Consider the following 18,162-nt stretch of genomic DNA (forward strand, 5'->3'; position numbering starts at 1 on the left):
GGCGGGCGCTGCCCTTGAAAGCGGCTTCTCCACATCCACCGGCCCCATGTTGTAGATATGCCCCTCGCTGGCGGGCAGGCCCGCCAGCTGGTGCGCCTTGCCGATCAGGATCAGCCCCGGCCAGATCAGGTAGGCCAGAATCTCCAGGTTCTCGCCGAAGGAGTAGACGAACAGCAGGCCGACCATGATCAGGCCCAGTTGCGCGACAGGGCGGCCGACCACGAAGCGCAGCAGATGCAGCAGGCTAGCCAGCATCGGGATCAGCAGCGCGAAAAGCCCGAAGATGCCCTTGACGAACAGCAGTCCATACCAGCTGTGGTGAGAGCCGATCGGCATGTACTCCACCAGGTGCGGTCCGCGCTCGACGATGCCGTGGCCGAACCAGGGTGCCTCATTGCGCCAGCGATCCACCGCGATACGCCCCAGCGCGGCGCGCACGCGGGTCGAGTCCGCTCGCGAGCCCTTGAAGGCGGCGATGAAGTTGTCGATGGCTTCCAGAATCGGCGCGCCAAGAAAGCCGGCGATCAAGCTCACGCCGGAGAAGCTGAACCAAAGCCACGGCTTGTGCAGGCGCTTGAGCAGGAACATACCGACGCTGATCAATACCAGCGATACCAGTGCCATTCGTGAGCCGGACATCAGGATCATCAGCACGCTGCCGCCGATGCCGATCGCCTTCCATATCGGATGCTTCTCCAGCAGGGCACAGGCGAAATAGATGCTGGCAACAAAGCCCACCGCCGGGGCCCAGGGCGTGAACAGTCGCCAGCGCGGCATGCCGCTGCCGGGATCGATCTCGTAGAGCGAGACGGCGAAGAATTCCGGTCCCGGCCCACCGATGGCCTGCAGTGGCGAGACGAAGGGCACCTGGGGCAGCCCCGCCAGCCAGGCGCCGACGAATACCGGCAGCAACAGCATGGTGTGCAGGCAGACGTGCATGGCCGCGCGAATGATCACCGCTGGGCGGATCGCCAGACAGCCAATGATCGGGAAGACCGCCAGCAACGCCCAGCCCTTGGCCCAACCGATGGAGGACTTGATCAGCTTGCCGGTGCCGAGGTTCTCGATCAGATGGCCGGCCAGCAGCGAGAACTCCATCACGATCATGCCGATGATCCACACCCATAGCGGCCAGGGCAGGCGCGGAAAGCGCTGGCGGCCCTTGAGGTGCAACCAGGCGGCACGCATCACCAATGACCATGCCAGCACCGGTGCCAGCACGTAGAGGCCACCGATCAGGTAGAACAGATAGGTCGCGGTGATCGAGAACCAGATGATGCGCTCTTCCGGGGTCTCGGGGCGGACATCCGCCGCCGGCCCCGCCTTCAGGGAAAACATCGGCGGCTCACACGCTTTGCTGCAGGCGCAGCAGATAGGGTTTCCTGATCCACAGCAGGATCAGGCCGATGATGCTGAAGACGCTCGCGGCCAGCGCGCCGACGATGGCCAGCTTGATGCCCAGCGAATCCGCCTTCTCGGGCAGTGGCGGTGGATCGAGAATCTGCAGCATCGGGTAGCTGGCGAAGGGGTCGATCTGGCCGATGTCAATCTTGGCCAACGCCGTGGTGTAGACCGCCGTGGCGACCTGTTGCTCGCGCAGCAGGTCCTGCAGTTGGGCGGCCTTGGCAACACTGTTGTCCAGTCGCTGCTGGCGAGCCGCCAGATTGGCACGCCCTGTGGCAAGCTCGCTGATCACGCCGCGCCGCTGGGTATCCAGGGTGATCAGCTCGCCGACCAGAGTGTCCTGATTGGCATGGCCGGATGCGGCACGCAGGGCATTCTGGTTGCGCGAGGTCTGGCGGGGCAGCAACTGACGCATGCGTGAGGCCAGCGAGCGCTCGAGGGAATCAAGCCCCGCGGCCAGATTGATGACCTCCGGATTGCGCTCGCCCCATTTGCCACGCGCTTCATCGAGACTGGCCGCCTGCTCCGCGGCTTGAGTCAGCAGCGCCTGATAGCGGGCGTCACGCTGCAGGGCGATCACACCACCGGCCTGGCCGGCATCCAGCCCCAGGCGACTGGACAGGGTGGCGAGCCGGGCATTCAGCGCTGACAGCTCGCCATCACGCGTCTCGAGCGTGTCCTTGAGCGCCTCGACACTCAGCGTCAATTCCTTGAACTGCTCCATGGAGACCAGCCCGGAGGTGGACTGGAACTCGAGCAGCTTGCGCTGGGTTTCCTTGAGCGTGCGGTCGTAGCTCTCCAGCGAGCGGCGGATGACGGCTTCGCGGCGCGCCTGTTCATCATTGCGCAGCTGTTCGATCACCTCATTGAAGGCATCAATGTGCGCATTGGCGCGAGCAAGTGCGGCCTTGGCGCTCGGCGCGCTGGTCTGGAAGGCGATCAGGGCGGTCTGGTCGGTCAGCTTGATCTTGGGCTTGCCGTAATCGTCGGGATGCATGTCGACCGTGCTTGCGGCACGCTCCAGTACGGCAGGGCTCTCGGCGATGGCGCGATAGTTGACCTTGGGGTCCAGCGAGGAGCTGGAGTAGGAGGAGTTGGCGCTGGTGCTGGCCTGGCCAATGCTCTCGAAGTTCACCGACAGGCCGGAGCCGGTACCCGGCAGGATCATTGTCCAGCTGGTGGTGTAGGTGACAGGTGCCACGGCGATGAAGGCGATGGTCAGACCCCAGATGACACTCAGGATGGCGGTGGCCAGCAGCAGGTAGGCCGCGCGGCGGGTGCGCGGGCGCATGCTGGAGCCACGCGCCGCCCAGCCCAGCAGGACGCCCAGGAGTCGGCGTCCCAGTGAGGGCTTGGCTGCGTCTTGTGGTGTGTCGGGTGAGCGGGACTCTGACATGCGCATCCTTGTCGCGTGGTAGTGATCAGTCGCATTCCATCAACGGACAGGCGATGGGTTACAGCAGAGTGGCCGGCGTCAGCAGGTCAGTCAGCGTGCGGGCGATATCACGGATGTTGGTGACACCGGAGTCATAGCAGCCGACCACATCTTCGGGCATCAGGTAGGGATTGACGCCCACATCCGCCGGATTGGCCAGCAGGGCATCGATACCGCGATCGACCACGACCGGCTGATGCGTCATCGGGTTGGTACTGATCAGCACCGCGCGACGTGAACCGGAGGTCGCCTGGATGCCGCCGACGCAGTTGGCATTGATCACGCCCTGCAGCATGCGCACGCCGTAGGGCACCTGCGAGCGCAACACCGTGTAATTGCTGACGTTGTTGTTGTTGGCAGGGGTGGTCAGGTTGGAGGCATAGATGACGATGCCCGGCGCGGTGAGAGGCGAGGGGCGCATCAGCGCGGCCTGGAAGGCGCCGCTGGAAGGCACGTGGACGCGGTCACCCACACGCAGCCAGGGATTGGCGGCATACTCGCCGTCGATCAGGCCGCGCATGTCGAGAATCTGTGTCTGGCCGTCGCGAATCAGCTCGATATGGCTCAGGTCCGCATCGGGGCGGATGCCGCCGGCCGTGGTCAAGGCCGCCGACAGGCGGCGCTGTTGACTGGCATCGCCGCCGGCGAAATCGCGGCGCACCATGCGCTCTTCGGGCAGGCGGGTATTGATGACCGCCTCGCCCGGGAAGAACACCGCGCCGGACACCGCGACGGCCAGCGGCGCCCATTCCTCGAGCCGGATGCTGACATGCGCCAGCCCCGGGCGAATCAGCTCTTCCTGCACCAGACGCCGGGTGATCTCATCCGCTAGGGTGTCGATGGTCCTGTTGGAGGCCTCGACCGGCGAGAGCCACGGCAGGCGCAGGCGTCCGTCATGATCCACCTCGTAGCTGCCATCGAAGAGTTCGCTGCCGGCGACCCTGACGCTCAGTCGGTCCCCTGCCGCCAACCGCTGGTCATCGCCCGCGGGCAGTTGCATGAAGCGATCATCGGCATGAGGTGCAGGCAGTTCCAGCGGCCAGTGGGTCGCCTGTTGCCAGTGATCTTCGGCGGGAGTGTCGTCCAGCATGATCGGCGTACAGCCGCCCATCAGGCCGGCCGTGACCGCGACGCCCAGCAGGCGTCGAAGAGAGCGGAAAAGGGAGCTGGGCCGAGTCAGATCGCGTTTCATCAGGCTACCTCACGAGAAGGCCCTGTCCGCGTGTCGCCGCTCGACTCCAGCAGCGGGTCGCGCTGATAGTAGATATCGAAGAGCTCGAACAGGCGCACGCGCTCCAGCTCTGTCTGCATGACCGGCGAGGGTTCAACCACCACCAGCGCCGCCGGGGACAGCGCATCATGCAGACTGACCAGCACCGAGAGCCCATCGGCATCAATGGCCTCGACATGGCTGAGGTCCACCGCCAGCGTGCCAGTGTGCTCAGGAATCATCGCCAGCATCTCCTGGCGGAAATAGCGCGCGAGCTCGCCTGTCAGCTGGGCAGGCGGCGTGATCAAGATGCCTTCGTGAATCCGGGTGGTGATGGGCATGACGGGCTCCCTGTGCTTGATGTCACCGCCTGGTCCCAGCTGGGCCTGCGGTGCAGCTTGTTATCTTTATGCACTATGCCGCATAAGCATCGTTTACCTGCTGTTACAGTGTCAACGACGCCGGCTGACTTGCCTCATTCTTTCTTGCTGGGTTTTGTGGTTCTGCCTTGGTGTTTTCGGGCTCTCCTGCTGTTTTCGGACTTTCCAGGTTGCCTGCACGACGTTGTCACTCGCCCGACATGGCGGGTGACTTGTGTGGCGTGGCCAGCATCGCGCCCCAGTGGCGGAAGCGCAGCAACAGCAACAGGCCCGGTATGGCGGCCAGCGTGCAGATCCAGAAGAAGCTGTCCCAGCCGGCCGCATCGGCCAGATAGCCGGAGGGCGCGGCAATCACCACGCGCGGCAGCCCCATGATCGATGAGAGCATCGCGTACTGGCCGGCGGTGAAGCGTTTGTCGGTCAGCGCGCCCATGAAGGCGATGAAGGCGGCGCTGCCCATGCCGGCTGCCAGGTTCTCGAAGGCGACCACCGCCGCGAGCCACGCCAGCGAATCACCGACGTGATGCAGCCACACGAAGCCGGCAGTCGACACCATCTGCAGGATGCCGAACCACCAGAGCGCTCGATAGATGCCGATACGCATGATCAGCAGGCCGCCGAAGAAGGTGCCGGCCAGCAACGGCCACAGGCCGAACAGCTTCACGGTCGCGCCGATCTGCGAGTTGCTGAAACCGATGTCCTTGTAGAAGGGCGTGGTCAGATTGCCTGCCACGGAATCGCCCAGCTTGTAGAGCAGGATGAACAATAGCAGCCAGATGGCACCATCGCGCTTCATGAAGTGGCGGATGGGGTCCCACAGGATCTCATGCAGATGATGGGCGCGCGGCGCGGCCTGTGCCTCGGGCTCCGGTGCCAGCAGCGTCACCAGCATGCAGGCGCCCAGGGTCGCGGCCATGATCAGGTAGGTCACGCGGAAGCCGATCATGTCGGCCAGCACCAGGCCGCCGGCCGAGGCCATCAGCATGCCGATGCGATAGCCATAGACATAGAAACTGGAGCCCAGCCCCAGCTCGTTGTCCGGCAGATGTTCGCGCCGATAGGCGTCGATCACGATGTCCTGGGTGGCGCTGAAGAAGCTGACCGCCAGCGCGATGGTGCCCATGGTCAGCGGCGACATGTGCGGGTCCTGCAGGGCAAGCAGCGCGATCAGTGCGGTCAGGGCCAGCTGGGCGATCATCAGCCAGCCACGGCGCCGGCCAAGCACCGGTGGCATGATGCGGTCCAGCAATGGCGCCCACAGGAACTTCAGTGTGTAGGGCAGGCCGACCAGCGCGAGCAGGCCCACGGCGTCAAGCGAGACACCGGCATCCGTCATCCAGGCCTGCAGCACGCTACCGGTCAGAAGCAGTGGCAGCCCGGAGGCGAAGCCCATCAGGAACGTGATACCATGACGGCCAACGAGTAAGCGTAAATCCTTTGAAGTCAAAGCCTTGCCTGTCCATGCAGAGGGTGTGGCCGCGCGTGTCACACGCACGGTGAGCGGCTATCTGCCGCTTGCGTCATTCATGGCCGGATTGTCGCACTGCCTGAGGGCAAGAGCCATGCATTGTCCTGCCGGTCAGCCGACAGGCATGATGCAGGTCGAGACACGCATGAGTGGGGCAGGCAGGCAATGAGAGGTCATCATGAGTGAAGCCCGAGAAGCTGCCAAGGCGCATTGGTATCTGATCCAGTGCAAGGGCGGGGAATCCTTCCGTGCGGCAGAGAACCTCACCAATCAGGGGTTTCACGTCTTCCACCCCCTGTTGGAGGTGGAAAAGAAGCGCGGCGGCAAGTTGCGTTGGGTCGAAGAGCCGCTCTTCCCCTATTACCTGTTCATACGCCTTGATCAGATGGATGACAACTGGCGTCCGATTCGCTCGACCCGTGGCGTGCTCAAGCTGGTCAGCTTCGGCAATACGCCGACGGCGGTGCCGACGCCTCTGGTGGAAGCCCTGATCGCCAGCGGCGAGCAACGCCAGGAGCAACCGCCGGAGAATGTCTATTTCCGCGCCGGCGAGCAGGTCGAGATCATCGATGGCCCCTTGAGTTCGCTCAGTGGCGTCTTCGAGAGCGCGAAGGGCGATGAGCGCGTCATCGTGCTGCTCAATCTGATCAATCAGCAACAGCGTGTCGAGCTGTCCAGTCGTCAGCTGCGGCGCAGCGAAAGCTGAGCTGTCGTCCTGTCTGATCCGACTTGATCCGCGAGACCGCATTGCATCTTTCTTCTGGAGTGGTTCCCATGGCGATTACTTCCCAGCAGGTCGTCAGCCTGCATTACACCCTGCGCACCGCTGATGGCACTGTGCTGGATAGCTCCCTTGAGCGTGAGCCGATGGACTACCTGCATGGCCACGACAATATTCTGGCAGCGCTCGAGAGCGCGCTTGAGGGCTGCGATGTCGGCGACCGCAAGGTCGTCAATCTGACGCCTGCCGAAGGTTTCGGTGAGCGGGATGAAGGCCTGGTGCAGTACTTCGGGCGTGATGCCTTCGGCCCGGGCGAGATCAACGCCGGGATGCGCTTTCAGGCCCGCACGCCGGAAGGCCAGCGGTCGGTCACGGTGCTGGAAGTCGGCGAGCAGCAGGTCAAGGTCGATGCCAATCATCCGCTGGCAGGTCAGGCGTTGAACTGGGAAGTCGAGGTGCTGGATGTGCGCGATGCCACGCGTGCCGAACTCTCGGCCGGTCATCCGCTCGGTCTCGATGTCAGCCATACCGAGATCGAAGACAAGAAGGTGCGTCGCTGAAGTAGGCATTGCAAAAGGGGTATCGCTCAAGCTCCTCGTTGCAGTCCCTTTTCAACTAAAGACAGCCCCGCTGCCGGAATCCTCGGCAGCGGGGCTGTCTGTTGTTGGGGCCTATGGCGATGGAGAAAATTGATATGGATCAGTCGGCTGCGCGCCAGTCGCCAAGATCGATCCGTGAAGCCTTCAGGACTTGATGCAGATCAGATTCGCGCGGGGAGTGGCGGGGTAGAGTGTCCCTGTCGAGGCCGCAGCAGGCCGGCACAGGCGGAAGCGCTAGCGATATCAGAGCTGTTGATATCAAAGCTATCGATGTCAGAAGCAGAGGTGTCAGCTGCCGACAGAGGCTGACATTCAGGGAGCCCCTTGGGGAAGGGGCAGGCCAGGATGGCCGCTGTCAGAATCGGGCTTTTTTGCAGGTGCCGATTCGCCGTCAGGGGAGGGGGAAACCCCGCTAGCCGACCTTCGGGTCGGCTTTTTTGGTTGTGGGGTTCAGAGGGGGATGGCTAGAGCACCGCGTTTGCATGACGCTGGCTTGCCGGTGCGCTATTTGAATTTTTTTGCCAATTCTTGCCAGTTCTCTGGGAGGAAGAGAGTCGATGGGCAGGCAACCCCGCAACTGACACGAGGTTGCCTGATTGGCGAGACGGCTCAACTATTGTTGCTGGCAGTCTTGAGGCTCTCGACTTCCTTGTGGGAGTCGACGACCCTCTGGGTAGTGGTCTTGTCGATGCTCTGACCTTTCTTGACAGCCTGGTTCTTCTGGGTAGCCACGTCTTGCTTGAGCGATGGGCTCTTCGTGTTGATGGACGAGGTCATCTTTCCTGGTTTGCCCGGCTCGCCCAGCGTCAATGTCGTGTTCATGCGCTTGAGCGTATTGGGACCGATTCCCTTGATTTCCGTCAACTGTGACACGTCGGTGAAGGGGCCGTTCGCCTTGCGCCACTCGACGATGGCCTGGGCCTTCTTGTCACCGATGCCCTTGAGCTCGGTCAGTTGTGCGGCAGTGGCGGTGTTGATGTTCATGTCTGCGGCCTGGCTGGTCGGTGACAGTACCAGCAGGCTGGTCACGAGAAGTGTTCCTAGCAGGGTTTTCATGGTCGCTTCCTATGCTCACATCAGGGTGGTCGATTGGGTGTGCGCGGAGCCACCACCCGAGGCCCTGCGCGAGAAATACTCTGGCTCAGGTATTAGGTTTGTAGTCAATTAGATTTAAACGGTTTCTCATCCTTACGCGGCTTTCTGCGCTCAACGCAAGAAAGCGCTAAGAGCGTTAGCCTGCTGATTCGATTCGTCTTTCCCTGGGCATACAACCATAGAGCCGAGCGCTATAATGTTGCCCCGAGCCCATGACCTCCCGTCATTGCGCCTGCCACATCGCCTGGAGCCCGGATGCCTGCCACGACTTCCCCCCTGATCATCGCCCTCGACTACCCGGACATGAAAGCTGCGCTTGCCATGGCAGACCAGCTGGATCCTGCCCGCTGTCGCGTCAAGGTGGGCAAGGAGCTGTTCACGCGTGTGGGTCCCGAGATTCTCAAGGCACTGCATCAACGCGGCTTCGAGGTCTTTCTTGATCTCAAATTCCATGACATCCCCAATACCACCGCCCAGGCCGTGCTGGCGGCAGCGGAGCACGGCGTGTGGATGACCAATGTCCACGCCTCTGGTGGTGCGCGCATGATGCAGGCCGCCGCCGAGGCACTCTCGACTCGCGGCCTCGACACCCAGTTGATCGCCGTGACGGTGCTGACCAGCATGGAACAGGCCGATCTGGCCGGTATCGGGCTGGATGTCACGCCGCTTGCGCAGGTCGAGCGGCTGGCGGCCCTCGCCCAGCAGAGCGGCATGCACGGTGTGGTGTGCTCCGCACGTGAGACCCCGAGCCTCAAGGCGCTGTGTGGTGCGGAGTTTCTCAAGGTGACGCCGGGTATTCGCCCGAGCTTTGCGCAGGCCGGTGATCAGCGGCGCACCATGACGCCCGGTGAAGCCATGGCGGCCGGTAGCACCCATCTGGTGATCGGGCGTCCTGTCACCCAGGCGCAGGATCCGCTGGCTGCGCTGGCGCTGATCGAGCAGGAGCTGGGCGCCTGATCGGCTGATTGCCTGCCTTATGGGCAAAAAAAGACGCCAGTCGCAGACTCTGCGGCTGGCGTCTTTTTCATGGCAGTGATCACTCGCTCACGCTTTGCGCGACTGCCTCAATCGGCAGACTTGATATGCCAGCTGACCTGAACGCTGCTCTCGAGGCTCAGCTCACCGGGGCGGTATTCACTGCCGCTGCTCTTGGCTTCTGCCATGTCGGCACGCATTGCCATCATCTGTGGGCGTGGGCTGTGTGAGGACTCATTGACCGACTGCACGCTGCCCAGGGTCGCGCCGAGGGTCTCGGCCATCAGCTGTGCCTTGTGGCGTGCCTTGGTCAAGGCCTCCTTCAACACCTTGTCTTCCAGGGCGTCCCGTTCACTGATCTGATACTGCACACCGGCCAGTTGATTGACGCCAGCGCCCAGCAGCAGGTCGATGACTTCCGGTACCTTGTCTAGGTCATCGAGAGCGAGGCTGATCGGGCGTTCGAGGTGTGTACGGCGCCATTGCTGGGGCTGCTGCTGACCATTGTTGCGCTCGTAGTACTGCTCAGGGCGCAGGTTGAGGCTGCCGGCACTGATCTGACGGCTGTCGATGCCCGCTTTCTCCAGTGCCTGAATCAGGGTCGTCATGCGTGATTCCAGTGACTCGCGTGCCTTGCGGGCCGCCTGACCCTCGGCCTTGCTGTCCGGGGCCTTGTCATCTACCTTGCGGGCGGGTGTCTTCTCCCACAGACGTGCCTCGATGGTCGCCTCGTCGGGCGCCGCTTCCAGACTGGCGCTGGCGCTGACATGCACGAGCGCGGGCGCAGGCGCCTGATCGGCCCGAGCGATGTTCGTGGCAGTCGTCGCGCTGAGTGCCAGACCGCATAGCAAGGCGGTGTGACGCAAGCGTCGGGCGAGTGAGTTCTGAGCAGTGACAGGGTGCTTCATCAGCATGAGAACTTCCTTGTGTAAAGTGACAGCCTTGCCGTCTGAAAGTCAGGGCGGTGACAAGGGCAGCAACGCAAGACTCGAAAGTAGCAGCTATGGGGACAATGCGTGAAGACACACAAGGGACTGCAGTGCGTGCAAGGGCTGGCCGGGAAAGTCGTTGCCCTCATCATGGCGTGCGCGATGGCGCAGCCGATTCTGGCGGCGCCTCTGGTGGTCAGGGATGATGCGGGTGAGGTCGTGACGTTGTCGCAGCCAGCCCAACGTGTGGTCACCCTGGCTCCCCACGCGGCTGAGCTGGTGGCGGCGGCGGGTGGCTTGCCCGTCTTGATCGGCGTCAGTCAGGGCAGTGACTTTCCACCAGCTGTGCGCGAACTGCCGCGTCTGGCCAGTTATCACGGCCCCGACCTGGAGGCACTCTTGAGTGCACGGCCCGATCTGATCGTGGCGTGGGGTAGCGGACTTTCCGATGAGATGCACGAGCGGCTTGCGACCTTGGGGATGTCCGTCTTCGTCAGCGAACCCAGGACACTGGGTGACGTGCTGACCAATATCGCCCGGCTTGGCGCCTTGCTGGGTACTCAAGACATCGCGGACAAGCGGGTGGCGGCGCTTCAGACCCGCATTGATCAGCTGGAGAGCGAGGCCCATGTGCAGGGCATCGCGCCCTTGCCGGTCTTCTTCCAGTTGGGCGAGAGCCCGACGACGACCCTGGGCGGCAACCATCTGGTCAATGAGCTGATTCGGCGTTGCGGCGGCGAGCCGCTGTTGACGGATTCACCGGCCGTGGTGCCGCAGATCACCCGGGAAGCCTTGTGGCTGGCCAGCCCGCAGCTGATTCTGCACCCGGTCGCACAGGGGCAGGCGCGCAGGGACTGGGTGGCTGCCTGGCGTGCCGATGCCGGGCCGCTATCCAGAGTGGCGCTGGCCGGCCTGAATCCTGACCTGATCAGTCGTCCCGGGCCGCGCAGCGTCGAGGCGATGGCAGAGGTCTGCGCTGCCATCGCGAAGGTGCAGGCGGCACAGTAAGCGCGTCCAGTTGCAGCACGCTCAGAAATCGATGCCGCGACGCGCCTTGAGGCCGTGATTGAAGCCATGGCGAATCTCGGTCATCTCGGTGACGGTATCGGCACAGGCAACGATCTCACGATTGGCATTGCGCCCGGTGATGATGACGGTCTGTTCCGCCGGGCGATTCTCGAGTGCCGTCATCACTTCCTCCAGCGGCAGATAACCGAACTTGACCATGTAGGTCAGCTCGTCGAGCACCACCAGATAGACGCTGTCATCGCGCATCAGGCGCTGCGCTTGCTGCCACACGGCCTGACAGGCAGCGGTATCGGCCTCACGATTCTGGGTATCCCAGGTGAAGCCGGTGGTCATGGCATGCACTTCGAGATTGGCATCTTCGGCGAGACGTTCGCGCTCGCCACATTCCCACAGCCCCTTGATGAACTGGATGACCCCGACCTTGTAGCCATAGCCCAGCGCGCGGGTGATGGTGCCCCAGGCGGCGGTCGTCTTGCCCTTGCCATTGCCGGTGAAGACCAGCAGTTGGCCGCGCTCCTCAGTGGCCTGTGCCACTTTGTCATCGACACGCGACTTGAGCTTTTCCATCGCGACCTTGTGGCGGGTATTGCGGTCCGTCATGCGTATGCTCCGTAAGTCAAGGCACAGCATCGACCCGGGGGACGGTGCCCTGATCGGTGCTGTGCCATGTGTGGCTGGCTAACGCCCGAGGCTCTTCGAAAGAGGTGCCCAGGGGAAAGCCGATCAGAAGAAGAAGGTGACACCGCCTTCCACGTAACGGCCTTGGGTGTTGTAGCCATTGACCAGCTGGTAATCGCGATCGAAGACGTTATCCAGCTTGGCGCTCAACTTGACGTTCGGCATCACCTGCCAGCTGGTGCGCAGATCGAAAACGCCATAGCCTGCGGTACGAGTGTCGGTGTAGGTGTCCGCATCAGTATCGCTGCGGCTGGCGCTGCCACGCAGCGTGGCACCGAAGCTCCAGTCGTCGAGGGCGTAATCGGCGTCCAGACGCGCAAAGCGCTGGGCGCGGCGCTTCAACTGCTCACCGGTATCGCGGTCCTCCGGATCCTGCCAGGTCATGGCAAGGTTCACGCTGAGCGCATCACCTTGCCAGCCACTGCTCAGTTCGATGCCACGGATGCGTGAGCGATCGATATTGATCGGCGTGAAATTGGCACCTTCGTAGCTGATCAGATTGTCGATATCCGTCTGGAAAGCATTGACGCCTACGTGCCACCGCTGCTCCTGCAGGCGCCAGAACAGTTCGGCCGTGGTGGAGGTCTCGGCATCGAGGTCCGGATTGCCGGAGCCGTAGGGGCTGTAGAGGTCGATCAGGTTCGGTGCCTTGAATGCGCTGGAATAGCTGGCACCGAGCTGTTGCGCGGCCGTCAGATCATAGGCGTAGCTGGAGCCGCCCGTCATCTGATGGCCATAACGATTGTCGTCGTCGTAACGCAGGCTGGTCGTGACATGATGACGCTGTTGCTGAAGGTGCCAGCTGCCGTAGACGCCGGTGGCATAGCGGCTATCGACGCTGTAGCCCTCGGCGGTGAAGTAGGGGCCATCGGCATCCAGGCTTTCCTCGCGATGGTCCACCCCCAGACTGAGCGTGCCGAGGTCGGTGTAGAAGTCGTGGCGCAGGCCGACCTCATTGCGGGTGCTGGCGACACGCCCGGCATCGCTGCCGGCTTCGGTGTTCTCGTACTCATCCCGCGTGCGCGCCACGCTGACCGTCATGTCCCATTTCGGGTTCAGGTGCGTCAACAGGCTGGCATCCAATACCATCTGGCTGCCTTCGCCGTGGCAGTCTTCCGAGGCACTGAAGCTGCTGTCGTAGCAGTCGTCATAGTCGTAATCGGTCTCGGTGTTGGCGACGCCGAGGCTGAGCGTGGCCTGCTGACCGAAGTCGTGGCCAAGACGCAGTTCGGCGCCCGTGGCCTCGTAGCCATCATCTTCACTGCCGGTATCGCGGGCCGAGAAGCCATCGCTCTCATCATGATGGAGATTGGCCGAGAGGCGCGTGTCGTCTTCCACCGAGCTGAACTGGGCGTTCTGGCGGAAGGTGCCGTCGCTGCCGGCACGCAGGGTGACTTCTGCATACTGACCGACTTCGCTGCCGCCACGCGTGATCAGGTTGATCACACCACCGATGGCATCGGCGCCGTAGACGCTGGCGCGCGGACCACGCACGATCTCGACACGCTCGACGGCAGCGAGTGGCAAGAATTCGAAATGCGCCAGGCCATCGGCACTGTTGGCGACGCGCTGACCATTGACCAGAATCAAGGTGTGGTCGGACTCGGTACCGCGCATGAAGAGGCTGGTCTGGCTGCCCATCGGGCCGCTGCGGGCGACCTCGATGCCATTGCGTGACTGCAGCAGATCGACTAGCGAATTGGCCTGCAGGCGATCGATCTCGTCACGGGTGATGACGTCGGTGCTGGCCAGCACATCATTCTGCAGCTGCGGAATGCGATTGGCGGTGACCTGAACGGTCTCCAGATCATCGGAGGAATCCGCGGTCAGATCATCAGCAGCGAAGGTGGGCGGGGTCAGCAGCAGCAGGCTACCGACGAGGGTGAATCTGGCCTGCGCGGATGCGCGACCACGAGTGTTGTTGTGTTTCATGAATGATCCTCAAGCGTCGGACGCAATGAGGAGGACAGGCGTGACAGGGTGCGTGAACACACATCATCCCTGCGTGCGCTCGTTGAAAAGGCGCGCGCTGGGCTGATTTGCCACTGGTGAGGCCCTCCGCATCAACCAGTGTGGAAGCGAGGGCCGGTCTCCGGACTGACGCCTGGTGGACTCCATCGGCAGGAGCCTCACCCACTCATGCGCCTTCCCACCTCCTTCCCTTGGGGGAAGTCTGATTGACAGGACCTCCCGGAGGCAGTGGCTGGCCGTGTCGATCTTGTTGATCGTGGTCGACCTGCATGAGCGTTGCGATCACCGTTGCGGGGGCAGTACGGGGTTTTCACCCGTTTCCCGAACACCCTGGCTTCAACGTGAACCATTGTCTGGGGCGGGGGTGAGGGAGTCAATCGGCAAACCGGCGTTGCGCTGACTGGCACCCATGGCCGCTCAGTCGCAGCCATGCAAGGGGAGAAGTCAGAGGGCGAGCAGAGGGTGAGAAGAGGGTAAGAAGAGGCTAAGTCATTGGGTGTGCCAGATACGACAACGCCCGCATTGGGCGGACGTTGTCGAGATGTCACTTGGTGAGCGTCACTCACTGGCGAGTGACGCTCACCAAGCGTCTTACAGCGACAGAAACAGGCCAGCGAGGCTCGCTGACATCAGGTTGGAGAGGGTGCCGGCGAGAATCGCCTTCATGCCCATCTGTGCGATATCACCGCGACGGTTCGGTGCCATCAGCCCCAGGCCGCCCATCAGGATGGCGACAGAGGACAGGTTGGCGAAGCCGCACAGCGCGAAGATGATGATGGCTTCAGAGTGCTCGGACAGCTTGATCTGGTGGCTGGCGAGATCGGCGAAGGCGACGAACTCGTTGAGCACCAGCTTCTGACCGATGAAGCTACCCGCCTGGATGGCTTCGTGCCACGGCACGCCGATGACCCAGGCCACCGGGGCGAAGGCGTAGCCCAGCAGCAGCTGCAGCGTGATGTCTTCATAGCCGAACAGGCCGCTGACCCAGCCGACGATGATGTTGCCCAGCGCGATCAACGCGATGAAGGCCAGCAGCATGCCGCCGACATTGATCGCCAGCTGCACGCCGGAAGCCGCGCCGGAGGCGGCAGCGTCGATGACGTTGGTCGGGCGATCGATGTCCTTGCCCAGCGCTTCTTCGACGCTCTGAGTCTTGGTCTCGGTCTCCGGGATCAGCATCTTGGCCATCAGCAGGCCACCCGGCGCCGCCATGAAGGAAGCCGCCAACAGGTACTTGAGGTCGATGCCCAGCGAGGCATAGCCCACCAGTACGGAACCGGCCACCGAGGCCAGGCCACCGGTCATCACGGCGAACAGCTCCGAGCGGGTCATGCCGGCGATGAACGGGCGCACGACCAGTGGGGCTTCGGTCTGGCCGACGAAGATGTTGGCGGCCGCGGACAGGGACTCCGGACGGCTGGTGCCGAGCACCTTCGACAGGCCGCCGCCGAGCACGCTGATCACGACGTTCATCACGCGCAGGTGATAGAGCACCGCGATCAGTGACGAGAAGAATACGATGATCGGCAGTACGCGCAGCGCGAACACGAAGCCGCCTCCGCCGAAGACTTCGAACATCTTGTCGCTGACCAGGCCGCCGAACAGGAAGTCCATGCCGACGTTGGCACTGGACATTACGGCCTGTACACCTTCGCTGAGGCCAAGCAGCATGCTCTTGCCGGCAGGCACGTAGAGCACGAAGGCCCCCAGCATCGCCTGGATGGCAAAGGCACCCAGTACGGTGCGCAGGCTGATGGCGCGTCGGTTTTCTGAGAGAAGGAAGGCAATCCCCAGCAGGGCGAAGATGCCCACCAGGCCCATGACGATCTGCATCAAGCAGCTCCTGAATGCGTAGGTGTTACGTTGAGGACAAGGCAATAGCGCTGGCCACAGGACGGTATGGCCAAAACTGGCGCGTACTCTACCAGTATTTTTGCCCTCTGTCGGAGTCTGCCACTAACGTTTGACGCATTTTTTGTGAATCGCGCGCGGCGTGCCTTCGTCAACACGCACGAGGCCCGCCATGAGCGAGCCTCGTGCTTTCCCCTTGGTACCGCCGTGATGTCCCGACGTGATACTGAGTCTATCCCCCTGTCAGGTGCCCGCGCCCGGCAGTCGACTGGCCGGCAGAGGGCCAGACCCTGAGCCCGGCGGCGTCCGTGAAGTCTGTGATGACTTGCCGGCCGTGTCCTTGTCGGCCTGCGGAGCTTCCGCCTTATCGGTCCTGGGCTGGGAAGGCTTGTTCAGCTCCGGCGAGTCGGCATGGATCAGGCTGATCAGCGTCTCGCCAGCCTTGGGCTCCAGTGCCACGGCCGTGTTGGCGATCCGGATGCGGCCCTGACTGCTGATGCAGAACAGCGGCAGCAGGCGCTCTTCGTGAATTTTGCGGTAATCCTCGAGGCTGAAGCTCTCGGTGATGCGGGCACGTCGGAACTGTGCACCCTGAGACAGCAGGCTCGCCAGCTTGGCATAGGTGATCTTGCCATCGAACAGCAGCGGCAGATGCCCCAGCGCCTGGTCCTGCTGGCGCTTGGCATTCTTGCCATTGTCCTCGGCGAGTCGGAAGACACGTCCGTGGCCCAGGATGTGCTCGAAGTGCAGCGCGGCCAGGCTATTGAGTTCGCGATAGGGCGACAGCGGCATCAGGTGGCCGATACCGGTCAGCTCGAGATGCTGGGCGGCATGTTCAGACAGCGGGTTGCCGTAGTAGACCGGCAGACCCGCCATGCGCGCTTCCTGCACCGCGTCCCAGTTGGTATCGGTCAGGCGCACCGAGAAGCCGGCATCGACCAGTTCACGGGCGATCTGGCGCGACACCGAGTTGGCGCCCAGGATCAGGAATCCCGAGGGCGGCGGCTCGCCGACGCCCAGCACCTTGACGATGGGGCGCGACAACAGACTCTGGATCACCACCGTGCCGATGATGACCAGGAAGGTCATCGGTACCAGCATCTCGGCACCCTCGATGCCCTGGGATTCGAGCTTGAGGGCGAACAGCGAAGCGACCGCTGCCGCGACGATGCCGCGCGGCGAGAGCCAGGCCAGCAGGGCCTTCTCGCGCAGCGTCAGCCCGCTGCCCAGGGTACACAGCCAGACCGTCAGGGGGCGTGCGACCCACATCAACACTGCCAGGAAGATCCATGCCGGCCACGACAGCAGGGACAGCTGCTCGACGGTCAGGCGCCCCGCCAGCAGCAGGAACAGTCCCGAGATCAGCAGAACCGTCAGGGTCTCCTTAAACTCGATGATCTGCTGGGTCGGTACACCGCGCATGTTGGCCAGCCACACGCCCATCACGGTGACGGTCAGCAGGCCGGATTCATGGAACAGGGTGTTGGAGATGGCGAACAGCCCCAGCATCACCATCAGGGTGCCGAAGTTGTGCAGCTTCTGGGGCAGCCAGAAATGACGCAGCACCAGCCCCCAGCACCAGCCACCCAGTGCCCCCATGCCGAGCCCGAGGCCCACCGTCTGGGCGAACAGCAATAGGGTATGCGAGGCCGCATTGCCGGTCATGCCGAGCGCGACGTACTCGTAGACCAGTACCGCCAGCAGCGCGCCGACCGGGTCGATCATGATGCCTTCCCAGCGCAGGATCTGGGTCAGGTTGCCGCGCGCGCGCAGCGTCTGCAGCAATGGCATCACCACCGTCGGGCCTGTCACCACCAGCAGGGCGCCAAGCACGGCGGCCATCTCCCAGCGCATGTCGAGCAGATAGTGGGCGGCCACGGTGCCGATCACGCCGGTGATCACCACGCCGGTGGTGACCAGCCGCCTGACGATATGGCCATGGCCGCGCAGGTCCTTGAAGTCCAGCGTCAGGCTGCCCTCGAACAGGATGACCGCCACCGCCAGCGAGACCAGCGGGAACAAGAGGTCGCCGAGCAGCTCATCCGGCTTCAGCCAGCCCGTGACGGGGCCGGCGAGGATGCCGACGATCAGCAGCGGCAGGATGGCGGGCAGACGCATGCGCCAGGCCAGCCATTGGCAGCCGAGGGCCATCAGACCGATCAGGGTCAGGGCCAGAGCAGGTTCGGTCATCGGATGTCTTCCTTGGAGTCAGCGAAAATGAGCGGTGCCACTGTTGCGGTCACCGCTCATCGTTTCGTTGTGTCTCAGCCGTCTGTCAGTGGCCCTTGCTCCTGCTTGCCTGTACAGGCAAGCAGGGGGCAGGCGCCACTCAGGTGCCGCGCGGCAGGCCGAAAGGGCGCAGCCTAGCGATTGATTCCGTGGTATGCAACGTCGCGTTGCCTTATAGCGCTCTCCTC

14 protein-coding genes, 1 pseudogene and 1 riboswitch are annotated in these 18,162 nt (G+C 63.2%); of the genes and pseudogenes, 4 read left to right on the forward strand and 11 right to left on the reverse strand.

What is annotated here, in order from left to right:
• Window positions 1–90: 90 nt before the first annotated feature.
• The 5 genes and pseudogenes from FLM52_03860 to FLM52_03880 all read right to left on the reverse strand — a co-directional run bounded on the left by FLM52_03860 (window position 91) and on the right by FLM52_03880 (window position 5,822).
• Window positions 91–1,338: pseudogene (locus tag FLM52_03860) on the reverse strand (O-antigen ligase family protein).
• A 7-nt stretch (window positions 1,339–1,345) separates the two neighbouring features.
• The gene (locus FLM52_03865) at window positions 1,346–2,800 is read right to left on the reverse strand and encodes a hypothetical protein (protein ID NVN54931.1); all 1,455 of its coding nucleotides are present in this window, start codon (window positions 2,798–2,800) and stop codon (window positions 1,346–1,348) included.
• A 58-nt stretch (window positions 2,801–2,858) separates the two neighbouring features.
• Window positions 2,859–4,031, reverse strand: coding sequence for a polysaccharide export protein (locus FLM52_03870; GenBank protein ID NVN54932.1), 1,173 nt, complete (start codon window positions 4,029–4,031; stop codon window positions 2,859–2,861).
• Window positions 4,031–4,390 carry an STAS domain-containing protein gene (locus tag FLM52_03875; protein NVN54933.1) on the reverse strand — a complete coding sequence of 120 codons (360 nt, stop codon included), beginning with the start codon at window positions 4,388–4,390 and terminating at the stop codon, window positions 4,031–4,033. Before FLM52_03875 ends, FLM52_03870 begins: the two co-directional genes overlap by 1 nt.
• 226 nt (window positions 4,391–4,616) lie before the next feature.
• Complete coding sequence (locus FLM52_03880) at window positions 4,617–5,822, reverse strand: AmpG family muropeptide MFS transporter (GenBank protein ID NVN54934.1); 1,206 nt, start codon at window positions 5,820–5,822, stop codon at window positions 4,617–4,619.
• 253 nt (window positions 5,823–6,075) lie between these two features.
• On the opposite strand from FLM52_03880, the gene rfaH reads away from it, so the two are divergent.
• A complete protein-coding gene (rfaH, locus tag FLM52_03885) occupies window positions 6,076–6,603 on the forward strand; it encodes a transcription/translation regulatory transformer protein RfaH (GenBank protein ID NVN54935.1) in 528 nt (175 codons plus the stop codon).
• 68 nt (window positions 6,604–6,671) lie between these two features.
• Entirely contained in the window at window positions 6,672–7,178 is a 507-nt protein-coding gene (locus FLM52_03890; GenBank protein ID NVN54936.1) for a peptidylprolyl isomerase, read from the forward strand.
• Between the two features lie 648 nt (window positions 7,179–7,826).
• On the opposite strand, the gene FLM52_03895 is transcribed toward FLM52_03890, so the two are convergent.
• A complete protein-coding gene (locus FLM52_03895) occupies window positions 7,827–8,273 on the reverse strand; it encodes a helix-hairpin-helix domain-containing protein (GenBank protein NVN54937.1) in 447 nt (148 codons plus the stop codon).
• 294 nt (window positions 8,274–8,567) lie between these two features.
• Here FLM52_03895 and pyrF point away from each other — a divergent pair, with 294 nt between their 5' ends.
• On the forward strand, window positions 8,568–9,269 hold the full coding sequence (gene pyrF, locus FLM52_03900; protein ID NVN54938.1) for an orotidine-5'-phosphate decarboxylase: 702 nt from the start codon (window positions 8,568–8,570) through the stop codon (window positions 9,267–9,269).
• A gap of 107 nt (window positions 9,270–9,376) precedes the next feature.
• Here the strand turns inward: pyrF and FLM52_03905 are convergent, their stop codons facing one another.
• On the reverse strand, window positions 9,377–10,195 hold the full coding sequence (locus FLM52_03905; GenBank protein ID NVN54939.1) for a DUF541 domain-containing protein: 819 nt from the start codon (window positions 10,193–10,195) through the stop codon (window positions 9,377–9,379).
• Between the two features lie 108 nt (window positions 10,196–10,303).
• On the opposite strand from FLM52_03905, the gene FLM52_03910 reads away from it, so the two are divergent.
• Window positions 10,304–11,224: an ABC transporter substrate-binding protein gene (locus FLM52_03910; GenBank protein NVN54940.1), complete on the forward strand. Its 921-nt coding sequence runs from the start codon at window positions 10,304–10,306 to the stop codon at window positions 11,222–11,224.
• Window positions 11,225–11,245: 21 nt separating this feature from the next.
• Here the strand turns inward: FLM52_03910 and cobO are convergent, their stop codons facing one another.
• The 4 genes from cobO to FLM52_03930 all read right to left on the reverse strand — a co-directional run bounded on the left by cobO (window position 11,246) and on the right by FLM52_03930 (window position 17,935).
• Entirely contained in the window at window positions 11,246–11,845 is a 600-nt protein-coding gene (gene cobO / locus FLM52_03915) for a cob(I)yrinic acid a,c-diamide adenosyltransferase (GenBank protein ID NVN54941.1), read from the reverse strand.
• A 123-nt stretch (window positions 11,846–11,968) separates the two neighbouring features.
• The gene (locus tag FLM52_03920) at window positions 11,969–13,855 is read right to left on the reverse strand and encodes a TonB-dependent receptor (GenBank protein ID NVN54942.1); all 1,887 of its coding nucleotides are present in this window, start codon (window positions 13,853–13,855) and stop codon (window positions 11,969–11,971) included.
• A gap of 133 nt (window positions 13,856–13,988) precedes the next feature.
• Window positions 13,989–14,260: riboswitch (cobalamin riboswitch) on the reverse strand.
• Window positions 14,261–14,485: 225 nt separating this feature from the next.
• Window positions 14,486–15,727: a NupC/NupG family nucleoside CNT transporter gene (locus FLM52_03925; protein NVN54943.1), complete on the reverse strand. Its 1,242-nt coding sequence runs from the start codon at window positions 15,725–15,727 to the stop codon at window positions 14,486–14,488.
• A gap of 261 nt (window positions 15,728–15,988) precedes the next feature.
• Window positions 15,989–17,935, reverse strand: coding sequence for a sodium:proton antiporter (locus tag FLM52_03930; GenBank protein NVN54944.1), 1,947 nt, complete (start codon window positions 17,933–17,935; stop codon window positions 15,989–15,991).
• Window positions 17,936–18,162: the final 227 nt, after the last annotated feature.

Source organism: bacterium Scap17, from assembly GCA_013376735.1.
Lineage (GTDB): Bacteria > Pseudomonadota > Gammaproteobacteria > Pseudomonadales > Halomonadaceae > Cobetia.